Raw genomic sequence first — 25878 nt, 5'->3', positions numbered from 1 at the left:
AATGTAGACCAAGACATTTCTGGAATGTCTGTACTTTATAAATGGATAAGGAGCAATGAATACTCATGGCTAAAACTTTGATTTTCGGGCATAAAAATCCGGATACGGACACAATTACATCAGCTATCGTATACTCCTATTTGAAAAATCAGCTCGGATTGGAGGCGGAAGCCGTCCGTCTGGGCAATGTAAACGGTGAAACTCAATACGCGCTGGATACCTTCAAGGTTGATGCTCCCCGTCTTGTTGAGAAAGTGGCAGGCGAAGCCAGTGAAGTGATTCTCGTTGACCATAACGAGCGCCAGCAAAGCGCTGATGACATCGATCAAGTTCGTGTCACGGAGGTTATTGACCATCACCGCATCGCGAATTTTGAGACTGCACACCCACTCTACTATCGCGCTGAGCCTGTCGGCTGCACAGCTACCATCTTGAATAAGCTGTTCAAAGAAAAGAATGTTGCCGTTCCGAAGGAAATCGCTGGACTGATGGTATCCGCCATTGTCTCGGATACGCTTCTTCTCAAATCCCCAACCTGCACAGACGAAGACGTAGCTGCTGCACGCGAGCTGGCTGATATCGCCGGTGTAAACCTGGAGACTTACGGTCTTGAAATGCTGAAAGCAGGTGCAGACGTAAGCAGCAAAACGGTAGCCGAGCTTATTTCACTGGATGCCAAGGAATTCCAAATGGGCAGCCACAAAGTAGAAATCGCCCAAGTCAACGCGGTGGACGTAAATGATGTACTGAACCGCCAAACGGAGCTGGAAGACGCTCTGAATAACATCATCAGTCAAAAAGGTCTGGATCTGTTCGTGTTCGTCGTAACGGACATCCTGAACAACGATTCGGTAGCCTTGGCTCTTGGTAATGCCGCTTCTTCCGTAGAGACTGCATATCAGGTGAAGCTGGAAAACAACAAAGCCGTGCTCAAAGGCGTTGTTTCCCGCAAATCGCAAATTGTACCTGTTCTGACTGAAACACTGAGCAAATAATATACGATTGAATATAGAACAGGCGTTTGACTCCTTAACGGGTCAAGCGCCTGTTTGTTTTCTAAGATCTATGCCGCATAAACAGTGAAAAACCTGTTCATGACTGAACAGGTTGGGTTTGTAAAAGTCTGTAGTTCTGGGAGAAGGGATTTGGAACCATTATTGCTCGGAATCTTCGTCTTCCTCTGAATCTTCTTCTTCGGATTCAGCCTCAGCTTCTTCAGCTTCTTCGTCTTCCTCGTCTTCGCTTTCCTCAATGTCTTCGATTTGAGATTCTTGAGCCTCTTCCTCAGACAACTGCAGTTCGTTTTCGAAATTTTCCATGTTTAATCCCTCCAATTTATACACCTATTCATAAGTGCAATATCAATATATCACTTGTCTATGAAAACGTTTGTCATAATATGAGACCGCTATCACTTTATTTTCTTTAATATTTCGTCAAAAAACGGGTTGTCCAGCAAAGCTGTCGAATGTTCATTTTTTCTTGACGAGGAGGGTACTGCAAGTTATAATTCGGTAAAACTATATAGTTTAGTTGCAAAACCGTGTAGTTTTTAAGGGTAGTGAAATTCCAAGAGGAAGTGAATAAGCGCCATGTCCAATGACCGTAAACAGGAAATTATGGATGCAGCCATCCATGTTTTCTCCCGCAAGGGCTTTAACGGTTCCACCATGCAGGATATCGCCGAGGGTTGCGGTATGTCCAAAGCAACGCTGTACCAGCACTATAAATCCAAGGATCAGCTGCTGCTGTCTATTTTCCATATGATTAATGACCGGCTCTATGTCAAACTGCAGGCCATGATGAAACAAGGGGATGTAAATTCGGCAGACAGTCTGAGGCATCAGATTGAGCTTCAGCTTCAGGACTCTCTGGCTCACCGCGATTTGATCCGGATGCTGATCACGGAAAACCCGAATTCATACACGGAGGAAGTTCTCAAGGCATCGGGGGCCTTGCGGGGCAGGATGATCCGCCATTTCGAGCAGATGTTCAAAACGGTCTATGGTCCGCGCATTGAACCCTTTGCAGTGGATTTGGTATTCTCCATGTTTTCACTGCTGGAGCAGTACAGTGTACTGATGATCCTGGAAAATGTGGCGATCGGGGTGAGCGAGCTGTCCCTTTATATTTTAAAGCTGCTGGATTATATGGCGGATGGGTTGATGAAGGAAGATGGCGTAAAACCGATTCTCGGCGAGCATAACTATCCCGAATATCTGAGATCCGAAATGCCGGAGCCTGAGACGGACAGTGTGGAAGGACTCATATGCCGGATGTACCGCAGCGCGGATTTGCTGGGGAAATCAGGGAAAGAGGAGCAGGATGTCCGTGACTCGATTCTGATGCTGGATAATGAGCTGAAAAGCCAATCACCACGAAGAATTATTGTACAGGGGATGCTCCATAATTTGCTTTTGATCCAGGAACTGTCGGAGCTTGCCGGCCGATTGGCCGCACTTCCGAAGATCAAGAGCTATCTAGCTTAGAAAAGGAGAACTATCGATTCATGTCATCAAGCACAAAACCAAACAAATCTCTTATTGTATTAATGGTCAATATGTTTATAGCCATGCTGGGCATCGGACTCGTCATTCCAATTCTGCCCAAGCTGCTTGAAGATTTTAACGCAGGAGGCACAGCGGCAGGTTATCTGATTGCAGCCTCTGGCCTGACACAGTTTCTGTTTTCTCCGCTTGCGGGTGAATGGTCGGATAAGTACGGCCGCAAACGGATGATTGTTCTAGGACTCTTGCTGTTCACGCTCTCTCAATTTTTATTTGCCATCGCAAATGTGATGTGGATGCTGTACATATCCCGCTTCCTCGGGGGAATCGGCGCAGCCATGATGGTTCCGGCAATGATGGCCTATGTAGCTGACAGCACAACGGAAGATACACGCGGTAAAGGTCTCGGCATGCTGGGGGCCGCAATGTCGCTTGGATTTGTTATCGGGCCGGGCATTGGCGGATTCCTTGCGGATTTTGGACTTCGTGCACCATTTTACATTTCAGCTCTGATTGCGGCGATTGCCACCATTCTATCCTTTTTTATGCTGAAAGAAACCTTGTCCGAAGAGCGCCTGCAGGCGGCAAGACAATCACAGCAAAAGCGGGAAAGCATCGTCAAGCAGCTGATCACTTCCGTTAAAGCACCTTATTTTATCTATCTGATTCTTGTGTTTACCCTGACCTTTGGCCTTGTCAATTTTGAAGCAGTATTCAGCCTGTACGTCGACAACAAGTATGCATACACAACCAAGGAAATTTCTATCATGATTACGGTTGGAGCGCTTGTGGGCGTTGTCATTCAAGGAGCGTTTATCAATAAGCTGCTTCATCGTTTCGGTGAGAACAAGCTGATTAATGTTTCTTTCCTGATCTCGGCCATTACTATGGTATTGATGCTGCTCTCGGGCAACTTCTGGTACAATTTGCTGCTGATCCTGATTTTCTTCACCTTCACTTCCATTATGAGACCAGCGATCAATACGGTTTTATCCAAAATGGCTGGAAACGAGGAGCAGGGCTTTGTCATGGGGATGAATAATGCCTATATGAGTCTTGGTAATATTTTTGGTCCTGCGCTCGCAGGTATTCTATTCGATGTTCATGTGAACTTGCCTTATTCCTTCGGGGCTATCATTCTGGTACTGAGCCTGATTTTGTCCGTTTCATGGGGAAGAAGGATGACCGGCCGCAGTAAGCAAAAGCTTGAGGCTGCCAGCAGTCAAGGGTAAGTTAACAAATGGAAATACTGTCATGATTTATCCATGACAAAAACGCCCGGATTCGTTTTCCGGGCGTTTTTGATTTCATTTCCCAATGCGCTTAGATTCAATTGAACTAAAAATGGTGGAGTATGTGGTTTTGACATTCGTTTCGTTTTCCACATCGTTGTACAGGCCGAATCCCCACAGTTTCGGTTCATCTGCGCCAGGAGCTTGATAGACGGCGGATGCGAACATAAGGTTAAAAGCATCCGGAACGTCATCATAGGATAACTGCTCAACTGTATATGCGGTGAGCAGTTTATCCAGCTTGATAAAGATGAAGGGGATAGCGGCCGTTTTGTAAACTTTCGTGTATTGTGGTTCAGAGGCTTCGCGGAAATAATCCTTGGTAATGAAGACGGCATCAAATTGCGATGAAAGCTTCGCCGGATTCTTTTCCAGCTCCTCCAGTGTGAGTGGCTTGAAAGTAATGTTTGATTCCCTTACGACGGGCTCATCGCCGATCACGCCTATGGTTAAGGGCCGTCCTTTATACAGGGGTCCATTCATCGTATTGCGGTTCTGGCAGCCGGTGACAACCAAAAGAAACAGAAGCAAAAGCATGTACGTACTCTTCTTTTTAATATAGGATCCCTCCGCAGGCTTGATTTCTAACATATAGAACGCTTTGCAGCATCCATTTGTTACACGGTTCCGGTGACCATTGTCCGCGACTCCACTTGGCAAGGAACCGATCTTGCTTTAATCTGGAAGCAATAGGTCCGTAAAAATGGAGGGATCGTCATGATCATGGAAACAGATCGACTTATCATTCGTGAATATCATCAGGATGACTATGCCGGCGTGCATCGATATGCTTCGAATCCGCTCGTGACGACATATACGCTGTGGGGTCCCAATTCGCCGGAAGAGACACAGGAGCATATCGAAGCGATGCTGGCAATGCAGCAACAAGAGCCGCGCACAGGATATGAGTTTGCGGTTACGCTGAAAGACAGCGGCGAGATGATCGGCGGCGTCGGCCTGTATAAGAACGGCTTTAACGGAGAAGTCGGCTACTGCTTCCACCCGGATCATTGGGGCCGGGGATATGCTTTCGAAAGTGCGGCAGCCATGCTCGAACTGGGCTTCAGGCAGCTGGATATGCACCGGATTTATGCGACCTGCCGTCCGGAAAATACAGGCTCGGAGCGTGTGATGCAGAAGCTCGGCATGCAGAAAGAGGGTCATCTGCGCGAGCATCTCCTTTCCAACAAGGGCGGATTTGTTGATTCATATCTCTATTCCATTTTGATTCAGGATTATGAAACGAAATGAAGTTCTTTTAAACATCGATGGGCAGAATATGGTTCATGCTGTTGCATTTTACTGTAATTATAAAATGACACCATATTCGGAGGGACATCATGATCAAAGACTGGTATGAAAAAAGCTTTGGAGAAGATTATTTGCTTGTATATAAACACAGAGATGCGGCGGGGGCTGTGCGGGAGGTCAAAAAAATGATTTCTTGGCTGGATCTGCCGCAGGACGCCCGGGTGCTTGATTTATGCTGCGGCACCGGCCGTCATTCGCTGGCACTGGCAGATGCGGGCTACCGCGTGAGTGGTGTGGACCTGTCAGGAGTGCTGCTGCGGGAGGCGAGGAAGATGGACCCGGAGCAGCGTGTGGAATGGCATCAAGCCGATATGCGGGAGCTTCCGCTAGATGGGGATTTTGATGCCGTGCTGAATTTGTTTACGTCCTTCGGTTATTTCCGTGAGGATGAGGAGCAGATGAAAGTACTACAGGAAATTTACAGAATGCTAAAGCCCGGTGGCTGTTTCATCATCGATTTTATGAACTCGCCCCATGTTCGGTCCCATCTGGTGCCGGAATCCGAACGCGAAACGGATGGCCAGCGGATTGCAGAAAAACGGAAGATCGAGGATAACTTTGTGAAAAAGGATATCACGATCATTCCGCAGGATGGTGATGGCGAAGAACGCCACTACCATGAACGGGTAAAGCTATATACGTTGGAGCAAATGAAACAGATGCTTGCAGCGTCAAGACTCGTCATTGATGAGGTTCATGGAGGATACGACGAGGATGAAAACTACCTGGAGGAATCTTCAGAACGGATGATTTTCGTGGGCCATCGCCCTCATCCGCAAGAGATGTGAAAAGAGGTTTAGTGACGTGAACATGCCGGAAATAACAGATCATCACAATGGAATCATTCAAGTGAAAATATCCATGTCCTTCCCGCTTCGCTGGGTGAACAGCTATGTTCTGCGCGGACCGGAAGGATTGACCATTATCGATCCAGGGCCCCATACGCCGGAGAATGAGGAGGAGTGGAACCAGGCTTTTCGGGAGCTTGGTATCGCCCTCAGTGATATAGAGGCTGTTGTCCTGACTCATCACCATCCGGATCATTTGGGCTGTTCAGGCTGGATTCAGCAGCAGACAGGCTGCAAGGTATGGATGTCGGAGCGATCTTTTCAGGAAACACAACGGATGTGGGGACCACAATCCACGATGAACTCGGATTTACTTGATTTGTTCCGCAGACAGGGAATGCCCGCGGATTGGACGGATCAGCTTGAAGTACATATGAACAGTTTTATGCCGCAGATCACACCGCTTCCGGAAGTATCTTTTATTCCGTCCGAACAGCTGTTCACAATGGGCGGAAGGGACTGGTTGCCGGTTCAAACTGCTGGGCATGCGCCGGGGCATCTATCCTTTTACCATGAAGAGAGCGGCGATATTCTATGCGGTGACGCCGTCCTCCCGCAGATTTCGCCGAACGTTAGCCTGATGCCGGGCAGTGATCCGGAGCCGCTGCAATCCTTTTTGATGGGACTGCTAAAGCTGAAGAATCTGGAGGTCAGCACCGCATATCCGGGGCACCGGAACCCTTTCCGGCATTTTGAGGATCGGCTTGAGGCGCTGCTGCTCCATCATGAAGAGCGGCTGGTGAAGATGGAGCAGCTGCTCGGTTCAGCTCCGGCATCAGGCTATGAGCTATGCGTCTCGCTCTTCAGCAGCAAGCTGGGTATCCACCAGATGCGGTTTGCCATGTGCGAGACCCTCGCCCATACAAGGGAGCTGGAGCGCAGAGGACGAATCGCAGCATTTCACAATGAGGACGACATGATTCAATACAAGATGATGTGAGCGAATATGTACGCTATAAAAAGGGACAGCTCTTATTGAGCCGTCCCTTTTAGCATTTCATTTTAATCTTCCGGAATTACAAGCTCATTGCCCTCAACCTGCTGTTCACGTTCGGCTTGTTTCCGGTGTGCAATCCGGCTGCTTGCCGCGGCCGCAATCGCGCCAACGATGTCGTCCAGGAAGGTGTGTGTTTCACCTGTGCTTTTATCATTCAAACGCTCAAGAATACCCGGCTTCAGCTTGTCCACATATCCATAGTTCGTAAATCCGATGCTGCCATACACATTGACGATGGAAAAGGCCAGAATCTCATCAACGCCATATAAGCCTTCATCATTTTCGAGCATTTCCTGCAGAGGTGAAAAAAGCTTACCTTCCTCCGCAAGCACATCGAGCTGGATGCCGGTTAGCACCGCATTTTGCACCTCGCGTTTGCTTAGTACCTTATCCACGTTGTCCATGCATTCTTCCATCGTCAGATCGGGATAATATTTCTTCTGAAGGAGCATGACGAGCTCCGCAATTTCCTCGAGTTTTACGCCTCTTTTATGGAGCCATTCCCGGGTCGCGCTGGCTACCTTTTGACTGTTCAAACTATACGGAATCTTTTCATGGTTCGGATCACTCATCTTATCCCCCCGTTATCGTTATGGTAGTAAGATTGTACGTTTCTCCCATACAGTTTGTCCAGTTTTACCCAAACATTCTTCCATTGCAAGAAAAACCTCCGCTAAGGAGAAGTGCGTCTCCCGTAAAAGTACACCGCTGGAAGTTTTTTTATCGGACCAGCTGTTATTTTTTGAAGAGAGGGCTCGTATACATGATAGTACAATCTGTACAAAATGATTAGGAGGAACAATGCATATGAAAAAAGGTAGTAAAATTCGCGGCATTTCCGCTGCCGGATTGCTGGCTGTTCCTGTATTGCTGTCCGGCTGCAGCTTGTTCGGCTCACAGTCTTCCATGGATATCGATAAGCCGCCTGCAGCAGTAGAGCAGCAAATGCTGAACATGACTGACGGAGGCTCAGCGACAACCAATAAGACCGAGCAAACTGGACCGAAGACGACCGTTTATCTGGCCAATGAAAAAGGATTGCTGGCTCCTGTTTCCTTGGGGATTCCTGAAGCAAAAGATACCGACAACATGAAGCAGGCGCTTCAAGCACTCGTGACGGGTGGAACTTATGCTAAATATGTGCCGAAGGGGTTCTCCGGCGTGCTGCCAAAGGGAACCGAGATTAACAGTGTAACCGTGGATAAGGAGCAAAAACTGGCGGTTGTGGAATTCAACAGTGCGATTAACAAATATAACGCGCCGGATGAGCGCAAAATAGTGGAAGCTGTCACCTGGACGTTAACGGGGTTCTCCGGTGTGCAGAAGGTGCAGTTCATGGTCGACGGCCAAGCATTGACGGAAATGCCGCTTAAGGGCACGCCGCTGAACCAGCCGCTTAGCCGCAGCTTTGGCATCAATCTGCAAAAGGCGGATGGCGCCAGCTTGACGAACTCGACACCGGTAACGGTCTATTTTTCAACCTTATCTGAGGATGGAGTATCTTACTACGTGCCTGTAACCCGGCTGGTGCAGCCTGGACAGGATAAATTGAAAGCAGCTCTGAACGAGCTCATCCATGGTCCGCAGCAGAATGATGGACTGGAGCAAGTCATGACTGACGGAACCACTGTAAACTCGGTAAAAACAGCCAAGGACGGAACCGTTACGGTTTCCTTGAAGGATGATATGTTCGAGAAGGATGAGAAGATTCCTAACGAACTCCTCCAATCCGTCGTCCTGACTATAGCCGAAAATGCCGGCAATCCAAAGGTGAAAATTGATATGAATGAGGAGACCAAGGTGATTGGCTTTGACAACCAGGATTACAGCAAGCCGGTGTCAAGACCTGAGTATATTAATGAGATTCCACTGTAAACCGCCTTTCAAGGGTGCTTTTGTGCCGACACTTTGTTAAAATGAAAGTTGCTTATATATAGAATGAACCAAAGCTAAACCAATTTTCAGTTCATTCCATATCACAGGACGCGTAAATGTAGGAGGCAGAAAAGATGAGATCAAACGGACGCAGCAGCGATCAGCTTAGACCGATGAATTTGACAGTAAATGTGAACAAGTATGCGGAAGGCTCCGTGTTCATAGAAATGGGAGATACAAAAGTATTATGTACGGCAACAGTAGATGAGAAGGTTCCCCCATTTTTGAAGGGACAGGGAAAAGGCTGGGTGACGGCGGAGTATTCCATGCTTCCGCGGGCGACGCAATCCCGTAATCAGCGGGAGAGCGCGCGCGGCAAGCTCAGCGGCCGGACGATGGAAATTCAGCGGCTGATCGGAAGAGCACTGCGCTCCGTTGTTGATCTTCGTGCTTTGGGAGAGCGTACGATTACGCTTGATTGTGATGTCATTCAAGCCGATGGCGGTACGCGTACGACCTCGATTACCGGTTCCTTCGTCGCGCTTGCGATCGCTGTTAGCAAAATCGCACAGCAGCACAAGCTGCCGGTATTCCCAATCACGGACTATCTGGCCTCGGTTAGCGTAGGTGTCGTGAATGGAGAGCCTTTGTTGGACCTCAACTATGAGGAAGATTCCAGCGCCAAGGTTGATATGAATCTGGTGATGACCGGCGGCGGAGCATTTGTCGAGCTGCAGGGAACCGGTGAAGAAAGTCCATTTACCCGTGAAGAGCTGAATCAGCTTCTGGAGCTCGGGGAGAAGGGGATTTTGCAGCTGATTGAGAAACAGAAGGAATTGCTTGGACCGATTGCTCTCATGATTGGCTCCGGCCAAACGGGGAAAGGGGTTTAGGCATGATTCTGGATAGTGAACTCATCATTGTGGCCACCCGGAACCCGGGCAAGGTGAAGGAATTTGAGCATGCGTTTGCCCAGCTTGGAAAACAGGTGAAAAGCATGTTCGATTATCCGGAGCTGCCGGATGTAGTGGAGGACGGAGTAACCTTCGCCGAAAATGCGCTGAAGAAAGCGAAGGCGGTCGGGGATGCTCTGGGTCTGCCGGTTCTTGCGGATGATTCCGGTCTCTGTGTAGATGAACTGGATGGCCGCCCGGGTGTATACTCGGCACGTTTTGCCGGGGAGCATGCCACGGATCAGGAAAATAACGACAAGCTGCTTCGTATGCTGGAGGACAAGAAAATGGGAGAGGATACGAATCAGCCTTTTCTCAGTCCGGCGCGCTTCGTCTGTTCTCTGGTGCTGTATGATCCAGCGACTGGCGCTTCCATGGAAGCCAGCGGTGCAGTGGACGGATTGATTACAGACGAGCCCGCCGGCTGTGGCGGCTTCGGATATGATCCTCTTTTCTACCTGCCGGAGTATGAAAAAACGATGGCAGAGCTGTCTGTGGAAGAAAAGCAGGCCATCAGCCACCGGGGTGCAGCCCTGCGGAGCTTGATCGGCATGCTGAAGCAGCAGCAGGAAATATAATAAGCATCATTCAAGACCACAATGGCTTCGGTTACCGGGCTGTTATGGTCTTTATTTTTTTGCCAAGCCTCTGCTGTACCTTGTTTTTTGATATGATGGGGCATATTGGAGTTTAATTTTTCAGAATGGAGTGAGAGGAATGTCAGCAGAGAAGCTGAATGTGGAACATGACCTGCGCTGCATGTCCTATAACATCAAAAACGCCTACGAGATGGAAGGCGAAAACGGCTGGATCAGCCGGAAGGAGCTGGTGGCGGGCGTTATCCGTTTTCATCGTCCGGATCTGGTCGGCATGCAGGAGGTGCTTTATAACCAGCTGGAGGACTTGCAATCGCTACTGCCGGAATACGGCTGGGTTGGTGTAGGAAGGGACGACGGCGATAGGGAAGGAGAGTTCTCCTGCATATTTTATCGTAAGAACAGACTGAAGCCACTGCGTCAGGACACCTTCTGGCTGTCGGAGCATCCGGAGGAGCCAGGATCAATGGGCTGGGATGCCGCCTGCAGCCGTGTGGTGACATGGGCGGAATTTCAGGATACATATACCGGGCGATCCATCCTGCATTTCAATACCCATTTTGATCATGTAGGGCAAGTGGCTGTGGAGAGAAGCGCTTATCTGATTCTGGAGCGGATTTCGGAACTCGCGGCAGGCATACCGGCTGTGCTGACTGGCGACTTTAACGTTACATCGGATTCCCTCCCCTACCGGGTCCTCATCCAGCAGAACGAACCGGGGACCGCCTTACTGCGTGATACCAGTACGGTTGCAGATTATAAGCACTTCGGTCCCGCGTTCACCTTCCAGGGCTTTGATTCCAGGGAGGTGGCTGCACGGATGTTTCCGGCTTTTCTGGAGCAGCAGGAGAAGCATGAGATTGAATTTGAACATCCAATTGATTTTATCTTCGTAACCGAGCAGATTCAGGTACTAAGCTATGGTTCAATTACTGACCATTATGATGGCAAGATGCCTTCGGATCATTTTCCGGTGGTATCCGATATCCGCATTGTGTAAGGGAAACTCTTTATTCCAACAGCTCTTCGCGGCGGAAATGAAGCTAATCCAATCACTATAGAAATGGCAGACCAAGAGGCAAATGCTTGGTCTGCCATTTTTTTCACAATCAGGATATGTAAAACGCTTTCTAGACGGTTTGCAATGGAATATCCTATAATTAAGAACATGTTTTCGGAAGGGGGAGAACACATGAGAGAATTATGCAAAGTCCTCATCGTCGATGATGAGCTTCTGGTGCGGCAGGGCATCAAGCATTTATTAAACTGGGAGCTGGATGGTTTTCGGATGGTGGGCGAAGCAGCAAACGGCAAGGAGGCACTTGCGCTGATTAAGGAACTGCGGCCGCATATCGTGCTCACGGACATTGTCATGCCGGTCATGGACGGCGAAGAGCTGACACGGATGATTAAGCATAGCTGGCCGGAAATCGAAGTGGTCGTGCTGAGCAGCTTCAGCGAATTCGACTATGTGCGGTCCACATTCCAGAGCGGCGTATCGGATTATATACTGAAGCCACACCTGGAGACGTCCAAGCTGCTGGATGTGCTGCGCAAAACAGCAGCGAAAATTGCATCCCTGGAAGTACCTGCAACAGCCGACTGTCAGGTATCGATCAGCCAAGTGCTGGAGAAATATCTTAGCGGCTACGCGACAAATGCGGACAAGATTCTGGTTAAGGACTGGTTCCCGCTGCCAGATTTCTATTTGCTTGGGTCACATGAGGAATATGAACTGCAGGGTGAACAATCGGTGGTCGAATCCCTGGAAGCGCTCCTACCGGAGATGAAAGCTATGTCTATGCCGGGCTATTCGATGACAGGATATCCGGATATGAAGCTTTATTTGCTGAATATCAGCAGAGAAGAGCGGGATCTGTTACCGGATAAACTTGAAATTCTCCGTCCATCTGCTGAAAAGGAGGGCAACTCCATTGCCGCCCGCTGGGTGCTGAGCCGATCTTTCCAGTCATTAGAGCAAATTGGAAGCGTATACTCGGACTCACTGCTCGCCCTGCTTCGGTACCAGTTCTTCCTGCCCGCTGGAACCGCATTAATCGATTCGAAGCTGCCAGCTGCAGAAACCGCTGATGTTTTTGCCTTGCAGCCGTTTATGGAGCAAGTCCGAAGGCTCCAGCTGGATGAAGCCTTTGGGGAACTGAGAGAGCATATCCGGCTTCAGTCTCTTGACTATACTTCGGATGTGTACGAGTTTAAATCATTCATCGGTAATATGATATTTAACGTCATCCATCTGATTGGCAGCATGAATTATGACATGAAGCAGCTGGATGAAGCCAAATATTCGTATTTTAAAGCGATCGATGACGCGGGCCATATCAGTGACATTCAGCGCATCGTGGACGATTTCCAGGAGCAGGTACAGCTGCATCTGCAGCCGCCCAAGGCTTCTATGGCTGAGCACTCCAGCATGAAACTGCTTCTGGACTACGTTGAACAGCATTACTCGGAGCCGATCACCTTAACCTCGATGGCGGGACAATTTCATTTTAATCCTTCGTATTTGTCCAGCTTTTTTGCCGGTCATCATCATGAGGGATTTAAGGAACATTTAAACCGGGTTCGCATTAATAAAGCTGCGGATTTGCTCCGTTACAGCGATTCACCCATTTCGGAAATCGGCAGCATGGTCGGCTACGGCGATCACAGTTATTTTTGCAAGGTATTTAAAAAAAGCCTGGGATTGTCCCCGACCCAATACCGGAGACAGCATCAGGCATAGGAGAGCGGAGAAGCCATGAAAGCATTTTTGGAGCGCTTTAGATTCCACGGCCTTTTCATCAAAATGTTTGCCGTTATGTTTGTGAGCATCATCGCCATTGCGGTCTCTGTTGCCTGGACAAACCTGCGCATGACGGAGGATTTGTTCCTGAACACCTTCAGCATTACCAACTCAAAGGTGATGAACCAGGTCACAAACAATTTTGAATCATTCCATTACTCGAATGTGCTGGCGGCCATGACGGCGCAGCAGAGTGGTACGCTCAAAACCTTTTTGACTGAAAAAGGTTCGAATGAGTCGATCAAGGAAATGAATGCATATTACGGTATGACGCAGCAGATGCGGAAGGTTCAAAGCTTTGTTGATGCTTATTCCGCAGGAGTTGCCGTAATGGGCAAGAACGGACGAAACTTCTCGGGTAACTATAATTTTGTCAGGCCGACCGCGGGGGAATTATATAACAGCGCTTTAACCCATGAGGCAGAGGCTGATCCGGGAAAACTGATGTACCATCTGTACTCGGGCTCCGGTAAGGAAGGGCAGAAGCCGGGTATCGTGGCTACCAAGGTACTGCAGGAAGCAACGACAGGACAGGAATACGGCATGCTCTACATCACGATTGACGAAAATGAATTCAAGCCCTTTTACAGCAGCTTTACGAGCGAAGGCAATGATGTTGTCATCATCGACAGCGCCGGAACCGTAATATCCAGCAATCATTCCGCACTGATCGGAAAGAAAAATGCGGAGCTGCTGTCTTATGCCCGTGAAATCGAAGATCAGGGACTGCATGTTAAAAAGGTGAAGATGATGGGCAAAGACGAGCTGATGCTGGCCCAGTATCTTCCTTCGTATAACTTTTACTTGGTGAATATGATCGATCAGCAGCAGGTGCTCGGGCAGATGATTAATACCAAATCCATTATCCTGCTCTGTCTGATTATCGTGCTGGTCGCGCTGGTGATTGTGTTTCTTATTTCCAGAAAAATGACACGTTCGCTTACGCTTCTTTCACGCCAAATGTCAAAGGTGACACGCAGAAATTTCCACAACTACGTGAATGTCTCCGGAGGATACGAGATCCGTCAGCTTGGCGAGGCGTACAATTACATGCTGGATGAGGTTAATGATTATGTCGGCCGTCTGGTTCACACCCAGCAGGAGCAGCGCAAAGCGGAGCTGGCAGCCCTGCAGCAGCAGATCAATCCGCATTTTTTGTATAATACGCTTGCATCGGTCAAGTTTCTGGTCCAGCAGGATAGCAAGGATAAGGCGGTGGATACGATCCATGCGCTCATTTCGCTTTTACAAAACACGATCAGCAATGTCAGTGAGACGATCACGGTTGAGCAGGAACTGGTCAATTTGAAGCATTATGTATTTATTAATCATGTGCGCTATGGCAGCCGCATTCGTGTAAGCTATTTTGTTGCTCCGGATTGCAGCAGATACCATGTGCCGAAGCTGATGATTCAGCCTTTTATCGAAAATGCATTTTTCCATGCCTTTAACGAAAAGGGAGAAGGATTCATCCATGTACTGATCTCAACCGAAGCGGGCAGGCTGATCTGCGAGGTGGTCGACAATGGGGACGGAATGGACATGGAGCAGCTGGAGCTTGCAAAGGATCGGAAAAATAAAAGCTCGCGGCAGCTGTTCTCGGGAATCGGCGTGGTGAATGTGCATGAACGCATCCGGCTTTTGTACGGCGAAGAGTACGGGGTTACAATTACGAGTCAAATGGGAGACGGAACGAGAGTGCGTATCAGCTTGCCGTTGGTTGAGGTGGACGACAATCGGGATGAAAACCCAATATAATTACTAGAATCCAAAGAAATGACACACGCTTTCAGAAAGCGCATTCATCATTCTGATAAAATGACAAGTCTGCACAAAGGAATTTCTAACGATGCGTTTCACCCCGGTGCTACACTGATTTCAGACCTGGTGGTAAGCGCTTGCAGATGTAACAAGCAGGCTGCCATACCGGGAAGACATGAACACATAAAAGGGGCTGAAACAATGAAAAAGGTTATGGTATTATTGCTGACCTGTATGGTCCTGCTGACTGCCTGCTCCTCGGGTAACAAAGACAAGGATCAAACGGCTTCCGGCGGCGAAGGCGATTCCAAAACCAAGGAAATCACCATCTGGGCTTGGGATCCGAAATTTAACATTGCGGCATTGAACATTGCCAAAGAGGCTTATAATGCGAAACATCCCGATGTCAAAGTTAACATTGTTGAATTCGCGCAGGCTGACATTATTCAAAAGCTGAACACCGGCCTTAACTCCGGCACGACCAAAGGTTTGCCAAATGCGGTGCTGATTGAGGATTACCGCGCGCAGGGCTTCCTCCAGGCTTACCCGGATTCTTTTGCGGATCTGACCGGTAAAATCAAGCCTGAAGACTTCGCCGATTACAAGATCGGCACGACCAGCTATGATGGCAAACAATACGGCGTTCCGTTTGACACCGGTGTTGCCGGACTTTATATCCGTAAGGATTACATCGAGCAGGCTGGCTACAAGCTGGATGATCTGAAGGACATGGACTGGAAGCAGTACATCGAGCTCGGCAAAAAGATCAAAGAAAAAACAGGCAAGGACATCATTTCGCTTGACCCGAACGACCTTGGTATCCTGCGCATGATGATCCAGTCTGCAGGATCCTGGTATCTGAAGAGCGACGGCAAGACTCCTGATCTGAAGGATAATGCAGCACTGAAGGAAGCCTTCACGCTGTATAAAGAGCTTATGGAGTCCAACATCGTCAAGGTCAATGCGGATTGGAGCCAGTTTATTGCCTCCATTAACAACGGTGACGTAGCTACGGTTCCAACCGGTAACTGGATTACGCCTTCGGTAAAAGCAGAAGCCTCCCAGTCTGGCAAATGGGCGATCCTGCCGATGCCAAAACTGCCTGAAACGAAAAATTCCGTGCATGCAACGAACCTTGGCGGCAGCTCCTGGTATGTGATGAACATTCCTGGATCGGATACGGCTGCCGAGTTCCTGGCAGAAACCTTTGGTTCGAATGCGGATATGTATCAAACCCTGCTTACCAAAGTTGGCGCGATCGGTACGCTGAAAGCTGCTGCCGAAGGCGAGGCTTACACGAAGCCGGACGACTTCTTCGGAGGACAGCAGACCGTAAGTGATTTCTCTAAGTGGACAGCGGAAATCCCAAAGGTTAACTATGGCACTTCCACATATGCGATCGAGGATATTCTCGTGGTTGAAATGCAAAATTTCCTGAACGGTAAAAGCTTGGATCAAGTGCTGAGCGACGCTCAGTCTCAGGCCGAAGCACAAATCAAATAAGCGGCTGTCAGCTTGTTTCATAGCAGTTGGTGTAACCCCATGGGCGCTTTGGAGTCGCGGACAGCGAAAGCGTCCGGGGGTTATATTTTTGACCGAAAGGGGAATTGGACCATGTTGAAAACAGAGCGGCAGGGAGCCAGTATCCGTGCCAAAAACGCTTTTACGGGTTGGAGCTTCATCCTGATCGCGGTATTAATGATAGCTGCTTTTTACTTTTATCCCATGATTCAGGCACTTATCCTGTCTTTTAAAACCGGCAGGGGAATCAATCTTTCATATACGGGCTGGTCGAACTATGAGCGGCTGCTCACGGACAAAACCTTTTTCACGGCACTCAAAAACACGTTTATCTACTTGATCGTGCAGGTGCCGATTATGATCATTCTGGCGCTGTTTATCTCGGTGCTGCTGAATGACAGCAATCTGAAATTCCGCGGTTTTTTCCGGACAGCGATCTTCCTGCCTTGCGTCACCTCACTGGTTGCTTATTCCGTCGTATTCAAATATCTGTTTGGAACGAGCGGATTGATCAACACCATGCTGATGAAATTGTCCATTATCGGGGCACCCATCGAATGGATCACCGATCCGTTCTGGGCAAAAATCACAATCATTATTGCCATTACATGGCGCTGGACCGGCTATAATATGATCTTTTATTTATCGGCACTCCAGAATGTTGACAGCTCGATCTATGAAGCGGCGCGGATTGATGGAGCGTCCTCCGTTAAGCAATTTTTCAAAATTACCATTCCGATGCTGAAGCCGATTATTCTGTTTACATCCATTACATCGACGATCGGAACGCTGCAGCTGTTTGACGAAGTATTGAATATTACGAAAGGCGGTCCGGGCAATTCGACCCTTTCGATTTCGCAGTATATATATAATTTATCCTTCAAGTACACCGCGGACTTTGGTTATGCGGCAACGGTCTCCTATTCCATCGTCATTATCATCATTGTGCTTTCGTTGATTCAATTCAGAGTGGCAGGTGATCGGAAATGAAGAAGTCCAAACGTATTTTCACGTATGTGTTTCTAAGCACTGCTTCGATTATATCCATATTTCCATTTCTGTGGATGGTGATCAGCGCGACCAATAAATCGGTCGACGTTACCAAAGGCCGGCTGCTTCCCGGCAGTCATTTAATTCAAAATTTCAAGAATTTGCTGGATACTACCGACCTGGGCACTGCGCTGTGGAATTCCGCCAAAATTTCGGTGGTTACCACGGTGCTTGCCATCCTCATTGCCTCTTTGGCGGGATATGGCTTTGAAATTTTTCGCAGTAAGGTCAAGGACGCCGTGTTTAATGTACTGCTGCTGTCGATGATGATTCCGTTTGCGGCTTTGATGGTACCGCTGTACCGGATGTTCGCTGATGTGTCCAATGCAGCGCCGTTTATTGGCATCGATTCCAAAGCAGCGGTAATACTGCCGACTGTTACGACGGCTTTTCTGATCTTTTTTTTCCGGCAGAGCTCGAAGATGTTTCCGAAAGACATGATCGAGGCAGGCCGGATCGACGGCCTGAGCGAAATCGGGATCTTCTTCCGGATCTTTATGCCAACCATGAAAACAACCTATGCAGCGGCAGGGATTATCACATTTATGTCCAGCTGGAATAACTATCTCTGGCCGCTGATTGTGCTGCAGTCACCGGAGCAGAAAACCATCCCGCTGCTGATCTCGAATCTGGGATCGGGATATGCACCGGATTACGGCATCATCATGCTGGCCATTGTAATTGCCACGCTGCCAACCGCACTCGTATTTTTCCTGATGCAGAAGCATTTCGTAGCAGGTATGATGGGCTCAGTGAAATAGGAATTTTCTCCATATAACATAAAACAGGAGTGATGCTATATGAAACGGGAACTACCCAGCCTGGACTGGCTGAGCGACGTCAGCGTCTTCGCGGTCAACCGTTTGCCCGCGCATTCGGATCACCGTTATTACCACACTGAAAGTGAAGCTCGCGAGCAGGCGGACATGAGCCTGAGACATTCTCTGAACGGGATATGGAAATTTGCTTACTCCACGCATCCGAACAGCCGCCCCGAGGGTTTTTATGAAGTGAGCCATCAGAGCGGGGGCTGGGATACGATCCAGGTACCGGGCCATATTCAGCTGCAGGGCTTTGCAAAACCGCAGTACGTAAATACGATGTATCCTTGGGATGGTCACGAGGAGCTGCGGCCGCCGCAGCTTCCGCAGACACGAAATCCGGTAGGCAGCTACATTAAGGAGTTCGCATTGCCTTCCACGCTGCGTAACCAGCCGGTATACATCTCCTTTCAGGGCGTGGAGTCTGCATTCTATGTGTGGCTTAACGGACAGTTTGTCGGTTATAGCGAAGACAGCTTTACACCCTCTGAATTTGATCTGACGCCCTTTATAGAGCAAGGACAGAACAAGCTGGCCGTTGAAGTATATCAGCGCAGTACCGGAAGCTGGATCGAGGATCAGGATTTCTGGCGGTTCTCCGGCATCTTCCGCGATGTGTATTTATATACGGTGCCGAAGCTGCATGTGAGGGATTTATTTGTCCGTACTGATCTCGATTCGCAGTATCAACATGGTCTTCTAAGTGTTGAGGTGCAGATACAGGGAGAACATTTTGGACATGCCGAAGCTGTTCTGATCGACCCGGACGGGGTGGAAGCAGGGCGCGCGCGGATGGATCAGGAGGAAGACGAAGAGCTGAGATTGTCGGTTGAGCTGGCTGCAGCGGATGCCCGCCTTTGGAGCGCGGAGCTTCCGGCGCTGTATACACTGCTGATCTTCCTTTATGATCACGAAGGCCAATTGATCGAAGTCACTCCGCAGCAGGTCGGCTTCCGCAAATTTGAAATGATTGACCGCGTTATGCACTTGAACGGTAAGCGACTGGTCTTCAAAGGGGTAAACCGGCATGAATTCAACTGCCGCCGCGGACGCGCCATTACGAAAGAAGATATGCTCTTTGACATTCGCACGCTGAAACAAAACAACATCAATGCAGTCCGTACTTCACATTATCCGAACCAAACCCTGTGGTACGAGCTATGCGACCAATATGGCATGTATGTTATCGATGAGATGAATCTGGAAAGCCACGGCTCCTGGCAGAAGATGGGGGCGATTGAGCCGTCTTGGGTCGTTCCGGGCGACCGTCCGGAATGGAAGGATATCGTCATGGACCGTGCCGTTTCCATGCTGGAGCGCGACAAGAATCATCCTTCGATCTTGATCTGGTCCTGCGGCAACGAATCTTTTGGCGGTGAAGTCATATATCAGGTATCTGAATATTTTCGCAATACCGATCCGGGCCGCCTCGTGCATTATGAAGGAGTATTTAATGACCGCAGATTCAATGATACAAGCGACATGGAGAGCCGGATGTACGCTAAGCCGGTCGATATAGAGGCCTATTTGAACAGCAATCCGGATAAACCGTATATTTCTTGCGAATATATGCATGCTATGGGCAATTCCCTCGGCGGCATGCACAAGTATACGGAGCTGGAGTCGAAGTACCCCATGTACCAGGGCGGATTTATCTGGGATTATATAGATCAAGCTCTGCTGAAGGAAGACAGCCATGGCAAGCCTTATCTGGCCTATGGAGGGGACTTTGACGACCGTCCGACCGATTATAATTTCTGCGGTAATGGCATTGTGTATGCTGACCGCAAGTGGTCGCCCAAGATGCAAGAGGTCAAGTTCCTATACCAAAATGTGAAACTGATTCCGGATCGTGACAGCATGTCGATCGTAAACGAAAATTTGTTTACCGGCATGGAGGCGTATGATCTGGAATGCGTCTTGTACCGCGACGGAGAAGAGGTTAAACGTACCTGGCTCCCGGCCAATACGGCTCCGCTGAGCAAGCAAACACTGCCGATTGGACTGGTAGATGAGGAGCTGATAGCGGGCGAGTATTGCATTCAAGCCTCCCTGAAGCTGAAAGGACGTACGCTTTGGGCTGAGCAGGGACATGAAGTCGCATTCGGGCAGTATGTGTTTATCATCGAAAAGCGCGCTACGGGGGAGACAGCAGCGGCTTCAAGCCCACACGGGCTCGAAGTCGTTCACGGAGACGTGAATATCGGCGTTCATGGTCGTGACTTCTCGGTTATTTTCTCGAAGCAGGCGGGAACTCTGGTGTCCCTGAGCTATGCCGGAAGGGAAATGATTTCGCTTCCGCCACAGCCGCTGTTCTGGCGTGCAACAACGGACAATGACCGCGGAACGGCCATGGATTTCCATGCCGCAGGCTGGTACGCAGCAAGCCTTGCACCGAAATGCACGAATGTATCGATCCTTGAAGATGGCTCCAGTGTGAGCGTCCTATTCACCTATAAACTGAGCATTAGTAGAGAAGTCGGAACAGCCGTTCAATACACGGTGTTTCCGGATGGAAGTATCCGCGTGCAATCGGAGTATAAAGGTGCAGCGGATCTGCCCGACATGCCAATTTTTGCGCTAAGCTTCAAAATTCCAGCGCGCTATAACAAGTTGAAGTGGCTCGCCATGGGACCGGAAGAGAACTACAGCGATCGCTGTTTTGGCGCACGGCTCGGTTTGTTCGAGACAGATGCTGCTGCCAGCGAAGCAGGTTACCTGGTTCCTCAGGAATCAGGTAACCGCACAGGAGTCCGCAGCGTTCGCATCGTGGATGAAGAAGGAGCCGGACTGTTCGTTAAGGCCCCTATGAAGCAACCCGTGGAATGCCGGATTTCGCCATACACCGCTTTTGAGCTTGAGCATGCACGTCATCGCTTTGAGCTGCCGCCGGTTCATTACACGGTTGTGACCATAGCCGGCCGCCAGATGGGCGTTGGCGGAGATGACAGCTGGGGAGCGCCTGTACATGAGGAGTATCATATACCTGCTGATCAGGATATGAAGTTTGAGTTCTGGCTCCAGGCGGAAAATTTGATCTAAGCATAAACTGAACTTCACTCAGAGAGAACCCGGCAAGCTTTTAACCTGCCGGGTTCCTTTTTTTGATATGGAATGAGAGCTGCTGATTGTCCATAGATGCTACACTTGCAATGGCAATATAATCCGCTCCCGGTTTTTGAAAATAGCCCACTCCCGGTATCCGATTTCCATGAGATGCTTCCGGATTTCGTTAAAATACTCGCCGACGCTGGCCGGCTCATGCGCATCGGAACCGAAGGTAACCTTGACGCCATAATGCAATGCCCGTTCCAGAAGCCAACCATCCGGCACCCAAAGCTCATCGGATGAATTGATCTCAATCACGATGTCATGTGTGGCGATAGTATTCAGGGTATAATCCGCCATCTCCGTCCGCAGCTTGTCATATCCGGGGAAGTAGCGATTGAGCGCGTCAACATGTCCTAAAATATCATATAGCCCGGACTTGGCGGACTGCGCAATATAGCTGTAATAGCTGTTCTTCAATTCAAGTTTGCCTTCCGGCGAAAGCTGTTCCCAATGGCTGGTATCATAAAGGCTCACACCGTCAAAATCATGTACGGATCCAATAATGTAATCAAAAGGATAGGCAAGTAAAATATTGCGGTACAAATCCACATGATCGGGAAGAAAGTCGGCTTCCACGCCGAGAAGAACTTCAATTTGCCCGGCAAACTCCTGTTTCAGGGCGAGTACTTCACGGATGTATTCGGGAAACTCGCTTTTGGCCATACTGGCTTCGGGAGAGGGATGGTCGCCTGTCTCCGCGAAGAAAGGCGTATGGTCAGAGATGCCGATATACGGCATGCCCTTTTCTACAGCGGCGTTGATATAGTCACGAATGGAACCGTGAGCGTGTCCACAGCGGTTATGATGCGTATGCAGATCAAATGTCATGGGAGATCCTCCGAACCTTCAGTCTTTTTTATCTTGCAACTCACTATACCGCATGATAAGATCACAATCATTACATATAGGATTATGTTTGGGATATTTTCTACATATCTTATCATTTATTTTACGAATCAGGTTAGCAGAGGGGCGGAATGGAATGGAGACGGATTTCTATGAAGCTTCCACATTTTATATTGACCGGGAACGGAAGTTTCAGTCCAGTATGCCATCACATCACTATCACAACGGATACGAAATTTTCTATCTGGTTTCCGGCGATATTTGCTATTTTATCGATGATAAAGCCTATCAAGCGGTCAGTGGAGCGCTTCTCATCATCAATATGAACGAAATCCATAAGCTGGTCAATTCCAGCGGAGCAACCTTTGAGCGGGTCACACTGGAGTTTAAGAAGGAATTTCTGGATGATTTGTTTGCCGGGGGATTGGCTATCGATGTGATGTCGAGCTTCTGCCAGGGACGTCCCTTTGTTAAATTGTCGGGTCAGGAGATGAGCTTCGTAGAGAGGCTGCTTGAACAAATGATCCATGAGTTCACTAAAATGCCGATAGGGTATGAGCCTCATCTCAAAACGCTGCTGTTTCAGCTGCTGCTGTTCATCCACCGTAAAATGTCCGCTGCTCCTGCCGCAGAACAGACGGTGATTAGCTCGATTCACAAAAAAACGTTTGAAATCGTTGATTATATAAACCGGCATTATGACCAAAAGCTGAGCATCGAGCAGATTTCGGGACGCTTTTATATCAGCCCTTCTTATTTTTGCAAAACATTCCGTAAAAGCACGGGATTTACCTTTACCGAATATTTGAACAATGTACGCATCAAGGAGGCTAAAATACTTCTGACCCGTGGCAGCGACAAGGTGGCGAACATCGCGGAGAGGGTCGGATTTGAAAGCCTGACTCATTTCGGGCGTATTTTCAAGGAGTTTACCGGCTTGTCGCCGCTGAAGTACCGTCAGCAGTACAAATCACCACTATAGAGATACGGAGTCTATTGGCAGAGTGAAACGCTGATAGATGTTTTCTTGCAGCTTCAGAAGGATTGCTCCACATGATGTCGTAATTAGTAGAGGACACCCATGTAGTGTGGATACTTAAAGGAGGTTTTAAGATGCTGAAAGGTATTTCCCCCTTACTATCGCCCGAGCTGCTGAAGATCCTGTGCGAGATGGGACATGGGGATGAGATCGTATTTGCCGACGCGAATTTCCCTGCCGTTTCGATGGCGCAAAGATTGGTCCGCGCCGATGGTCACGGGATTCCCGAGCTGCTGGAGGCTACGCTTGAGTTGTTTCCGCTAAATAGTTATGTGACCCATCCAGTGATGCTAATGCAGGTTATGCCAGGAGATCCGGTGGAAACTCCGGTATGGGATGTGTTCCGCAGCTTGGTGGATAAAGCGGAAGAAGGTATTGAATTTGCTGAGATTGAGCGCTTTGAATTTTATGAGCGTGCCCAAAAAGCCTATGCTGTGGTTGCGACCGGGGAGAAAGCTTTGTACGGCAATTTAATCTTGTCCAAAGGCGTTATTGCGTAAGCTTGGATACCATCGGTCGTACACTCTTAAGAACCCATCATAAGTAAAAGCCCGTTTCAGAAGAAACGGGCTTTTTTTTGTGCTGAAACTGCAGTTTATTTAATGGTAATGTTATAAGTTCTTAACCAGTTATTGACCTGGGCGAGATAAGCAAAAAGCTGCGGTCCGGACATCAGCTGACCAAACCAAGGCAGGTTGGAGGATGCCTCAGGAGAGGCAGCAATCTCAAGAATTTTCTCCTGGTTGATGAGTGGAAGAATGGGGGAAGAGGAGTCATCGAGAATAGCAAGCATCTGCGATTTGACGGCAGCAAGAAAATCGGGATTATGGGTTTTGGGATAAGGGCTTTTCTTGCGGTACAGAACTTCATCCGGCAGAACGCCTTCCAATGCCTTGCGCAGAATGCCCTTTTCCCGGCCGCCGGTCATTTTCATTTCCCAGGGGATATTCCATACATACTGCACGAGGCGGTGGTCGCAAAAAGGAACACGGACTTCCAGGCCGACCCCCATGCTCATGCGGTCCTTGCGATCCAGCAGCGTTGGCATGAAGCGGGTAATATTCAGATAGGACATCACGCGCATTTGTGCCTGCTTACCATTCTCACCACGGAGCTTAGGTACCTCACGAACAGCTTCGGCATAGCGGTCACCAAGATAATCAATCGGTCGCGTCCATTCCCGGATTTCGGGAGAGAGCAGGCTTGCGCGCATTTCAGATGCCACAGCCCAGGGGAAGGTACCGGAGTTCAGCATTTCTTCCCGGTGAAACCATGGATATCCGCCGAATATTTCGTCGGCAGCTTCTCCGGATACAGCCACGGTGGCACCTTTCTTGATCTCCCGGCAAAAGAGATAAAGGGAGCCGTCCACGTCTGCCATCCCTGGCAGATCACGCGTCAGTGTGGAATCATTCAGTGAATCGATCAGCTCCGGTGTATCAAATTCGATATAGTGGTGATTGGTTCCCAGTTCTTCGACCATCCGGCGAATCCAAGGCGCATCGGCTCCGGGCTGGAAAGCATGGGATTTGAAATGTTTGTCATTGCCGACGTAATCCACCGAGTAGGTGTCCATCTGTCCCTGCCCGGTACGGTTATAATACTGCACGGCAAGCGCAGTTAAGGCGCTGGAATCAAGCCCGCCGGAAAGCAGTGTGCAGACAGGAACGTCGGAAACGAGCTGTCGCTCCAGCGTATCTTGCAGCAGTTCCCTGAGCTGTGCCGCCGTCGCTTCGGTGTCGTCCTCATGCAGATGGCTGTCGAGCTTCCAGTAAGCATAACTTCTCAGACCGCTGCGGCTGAAAATCATGGCATGCCCTGCGCGCAGCTCTTGGATATCGCGGTAAACTCCCTGCCCGGGTGTACGCGCCGGACCGATAATAAAGATTTCAGCCAATCCTTCCGCGCCTACGACCGGCTCCACTTTCGGATGCTGTAGCAATGCCTTAGGTTCGGAGCCAAAAACCAGGGTGCCCCCGATCATGCTGTAAAAGAAGGGCTTTACACCAAGCCGGTCACGCGCCATAAATACCTGTTCGCGCACGCTGTCCCAGATGGCAAATGCGAAGATGCCGTTAAATTTATCGACGCATGCAGGTCCCCATTCAATGTAAGAGACCAAAAGAACCTCCGTATCGCAATTCGTCCGGAAGTGATGTCCTCTTTTTAGCAGCTCCTGTTTGAGTTCTGCCGCGTTGTATAATTCCCCGTTATATACTATGGTGTATAGATCCTCATCATCGTATACAAGCATGGGCTGTGCCCCGTTTTCCGGATCGATGACGCTAAGCCTCCGATGACCGAAGGCGCATGGATTGGAGATCCATGTTCCGTATGCATCTGGTCCCCTTTGGGTCAAGGTTTCCGTCATTTTTACGAGTGTCTGCGAATCCTGCGTCAAATCGCCACTCCATTGAACAAAACCAGTTATTCCGCACATGACGGCTCATCCTTTCTTTGTCGTTTGTCCACTGTGATCCTTCCTTGTTCAGGAATTTGCCTAAGTTTCATTTGTCAAAGTGATACAGTTATATGCCGAAGAAGGGC

The 25878-nt window shown here is 49.1% G+C and carries 23 protein-coding genes; 18 read left to right on the top strand and 5 right to left on the bottom strand.

The features are described from left to right. Window positions 1-65: 65 nt before the first annotated feature. A complete protein-coding gene (locus E6W40_RS24955; RefSeq protein ID WP_136608338.1) occupies window positions 66-995 on the top strand; it encodes a manganese-dependent inorganic pyrophosphatase in 930 nt (309 codons plus the stop codon). A gap of 159 nt (window positions 996-1154) precedes the next feature. Here E6W40_RS24955 and E6W40_RS29615 read toward each other — a convergent pair whose 3' ends face one another. After that, window positions 1155-1319 carry a hypothetical protein gene (locus E6W40_RS29615; protein WP_168929045.1) on the bottom strand — a complete coding sequence of 55 codons (165 nt, stop codon included), beginning with the start codon at window positions 1317-1319 and terminating at the stop codon, window positions 1155-1157. A gap of 273 nt (window positions 1320-1592) precedes the next feature. On the opposite strand from E6W40_RS29615, the gene E6W40_RS24950 reads away from it, so the two are divergent. Continuing rightward, window positions 1593-2489 (top strand): TetR/AcrR family transcriptional regulator, encoded by an 897-nt coding sequence (locus E6W40_RS24950; RefSeq protein WP_136608337.1) that lies wholly within the window; start codon window positions 1593-1595, stop codon window positions 2487-2489. Window positions 2490-2509: 20 nt separating this feature from the next. Further along, window positions 2510-3739, top strand: a complete 1230-nt coding sequence (locus tag E6W40_RS24945; protein WP_136608336.1) for an MFS transporter — start codon at window positions 2510-2512, stop codon at window positions 3737-3739. Window positions 3740-3814: 75 nt separating this feature from the next. On the opposite strand, the gene E6W40_RS24940 is transcribed toward E6W40_RS24945, so the two are convergent. After that, window positions 3815-4336: a hypothetical protein gene (locus E6W40_RS24940; protein ID WP_168929044.1), complete on the bottom strand. Its 522-nt coding sequence runs from the start codon at window positions 4334-4336 to the stop codon at window positions 3815-3817. 180 nt (window positions 4337-4516) lie between these two features. Between E6W40_RS24940 and E6W40_RS24935 the strand changes: the two genes are divergently transcribed. The 3 genes from E6W40_RS24935 to E6W40_RS24925 all read left to right on the top strand — a co-directional run bounded on the left by E6W40_RS24935 (window position 4517) and on the right by E6W40_RS24925 (window position 6898). Further along, entirely contained in the window at window positions 4517-5050 is a 534-nt protein-coding gene (locus E6W40_RS24935; RefSeq protein ID WP_136608334.1) for a GNAT family N-acetyltransferase, read from the top strand. A gap of 92 nt (window positions 5051-5142) precedes the next feature. Next, window positions 5143-5898 (top strand): class I SAM-dependent methyltransferase, encoded by a 756-nt coding sequence (locus E6W40_RS24930; protein ID WP_136608891.1) that lies wholly within the window; start codon window positions 5143-5145, stop codon window positions 5896-5898. Window positions 5899-5914: 16 nt separating this feature from the next. Continuing rightward, entirely contained in the window at window positions 5915-6898 is a 984-nt protein-coding gene (locus E6W40_RS24925) for an MBL fold metallo-hydrolase (RefSeq protein ID WP_136608333.1), read from the top strand. 62 nt (window positions 6899-6960) lie between these two features. On the opposite strand, the gene E6W40_RS24920 is transcribed toward E6W40_RS24925, so the two are convergent. Next, window positions 6961-7527, bottom strand: coding sequence for a phosphatidylglycerophosphatase A family protein (locus E6W40_RS24920; protein ID WP_136608332.1), 567 nt, complete (start codon window positions 7525-7527; stop codon window positions 6961-6963). A 235-nt stretch (window positions 7528-7762) separates the two neighbouring features. On the opposite strand from E6W40_RS24920, the gene E6W40_RS24915 reads away from it, so the two are divergent. The 10 genes from E6W40_RS24915 to lacZ all read left to right on the top strand — a co-directional run bounded on the left by E6W40_RS24915 (window position 7763) and on the right by lacZ (window position 21377). After that, window positions 7763-8830, top strand: coding sequence for a GerMN domain-containing protein (locus E6W40_RS24915; RefSeq protein ID WP_136608331.1), 1068 nt, complete (start codon window positions 7763-7765; stop codon window positions 8828-8830). Between the two features lie 134 nt (window positions 8831-8964). Continuing rightward, the gene (gene rph, locus E6W40_RS24910) at window positions 8965-9723 is read left to right on the top strand and encodes a ribonuclease PH (RefSeq protein WP_136608330.1); all 759 of its coding nucleotides are present in this window, start codon (window positions 8965-8967) and stop codon (window positions 9721-9723) included. A gap of 2 nt (window positions 9724-9725) precedes the next feature. Then, window positions 9726-10361 carry an XTP/dITP diphosphatase gene (locus E6W40_RS24905; protein WP_136608329.1) on the top strand — a complete coding sequence of 212 codons (636 nt, stop codon included), beginning with the start codon at window positions 9726-9728 and terminating at the stop codon, window positions 10359-10361. Window positions 10362-10500: 139 nt separating this feature from the next. Further along, window positions 10501-11379, top strand: a complete 879-nt coding sequence (locus tag E6W40_RS24900; RefSeq protein WP_136608328.1) for an endonuclease/exonuclease/phosphatase family protein — start codon at window positions 10501-10503, stop codon at window positions 11377-11379. A 192-nt stretch (window positions 11380-11571) separates the two neighbouring features. Then, window positions 11572-13122, top strand: coding sequence for a response regulator transcription factor (locus tag E6W40_RS24895; RefSeq protein ID WP_136608327.1), 1551 nt, complete (start codon window positions 11572-11574; stop codon window positions 13120-13122). Between the two features lie 15 nt (window positions 13123-13137). Continuing rightward, on the top strand, window positions 13138-14940 hold the full coding sequence (locus tag E6W40_RS24890; RefSeq protein ID WP_136608326.1) for a cache domain-containing sensor histidine kinase: 1803 nt from the start codon (window positions 13138-13140) through the stop codon (window positions 14938-14940). Window positions 14941-15144: 204 nt separating this feature from the next. Further along, entirely contained in the window at window positions 15145-16446 is a 1302-nt protein-coding gene (locus tag E6W40_RS24885; RefSeq protein ID WP_136608325.1) for an ABC transporter substrate-binding protein, read from the top strand. Window positions 16447-16557: 111 nt separating this feature from the next. Beyond that, window positions 16558-17454 (top strand): carbohydrate ABC transporter permease, encoded by an 897-nt coding sequence (locus E6W40_RS24880; protein WP_136608324.1) that lies wholly within the window; start codon window positions 16558-16560, stop codon window positions 17452-17454. Then, window positions 17451-18275 carry a carbohydrate ABC transporter permease gene (locus E6W40_RS24875; protein ID WP_136608323.1) on the top strand — a complete coding sequence of 275 codons (825 nt, stop codon included), beginning with the start codon at window positions 17451-17453 and terminating at the stop codon, window positions 18273-18275. Before E6W40_RS24880 ends, E6W40_RS24875 begins: the two co-directional genes overlap by 4 nt. 39 nt (window positions 18276-18314) lie before the next feature. Then, window positions 18315-21377 (top strand): beta-galactosidase, LacZ type, encoded by a 3063-nt coding sequence (lacZ, locus tag E6W40_RS24870; protein WP_136608322.1) that lies wholly within the window; start codon window positions 18315-18317, stop codon window positions 21375-21377. Between the two features lie 99 nt (window positions 21378-21476). Here the strand turns inward: lacZ and E6W40_RS24865 are convergent, their stop codons facing one another. Beyond that, window positions 21477-22274 carry a histidinol-phosphatase gene (locus E6W40_RS24865; protein WP_136608321.1) on the bottom strand — a complete coding sequence of 266 codons (798 nt, stop codon included), beginning with the start codon at window positions 22272-22274 and terminating at the stop codon, window positions 21477-21479. A 154-nt stretch (window positions 22275-22428) separates the two neighbouring features. On the opposite strand from E6W40_RS24865, the gene E6W40_RS24860 reads away from it, so the two are divergent. Both E6W40_RS24860 and fucU read left to right on the top strand, forming a co-directional pair. Continuing rightward, window positions 22429-23274: a helix-turn-helix domain-containing protein gene (locus tag E6W40_RS24860; RefSeq protein ID WP_168929043.1), complete on the top strand. Its 846-nt coding sequence runs from the start codon at window positions 22429-22431 to the stop codon at window positions 23272-23274. Between the two features lie 131 nt (window positions 23275-23405). Continuing rightward, complete coding sequence (fucU, locus tag E6W40_RS24855) at window positions 23406-23831, top strand: L-fucose mutarotase (RefSeq protein WP_136608319.1); 426 nt, start codon at window positions 23406-23408, stop codon at window positions 23829-23831. Window positions 23832-23926: 95 nt separating this feature from the next. On the opposite strand, the gene asnB is transcribed toward fucU, so the two are convergent. Beyond that, window positions 23927-25771 (bottom strand): asparagine synthase (glutamine-hydrolyzing), encoded by a 1845-nt coding sequence (gene asnB / locus E6W40_RS24850; protein ID WP_136608318.1) that lies wholly within the window; start codon window positions 25769-25771, stop codon window positions 23927-23929. Window positions 25772-25878 lie beyond the last annotated feature (107 nt).

Origin of the sequence: Paenibacillus dokdonensis (genome assembly GCF_004916975.1) — a bacterium.
In the GTDB taxonomy this organism is placed as follows: Bacteria; Bacillota; Bacilli; order Paenibacillales; family Paenibacillaceae; genus Paenibacillus_AQ; species Paenibacillus_AQ dokdonensis.
Note: the sequence above shows the minus strand (reverse complement) of the source record. Positions and strands in the feature narration are given on the sequence as shown.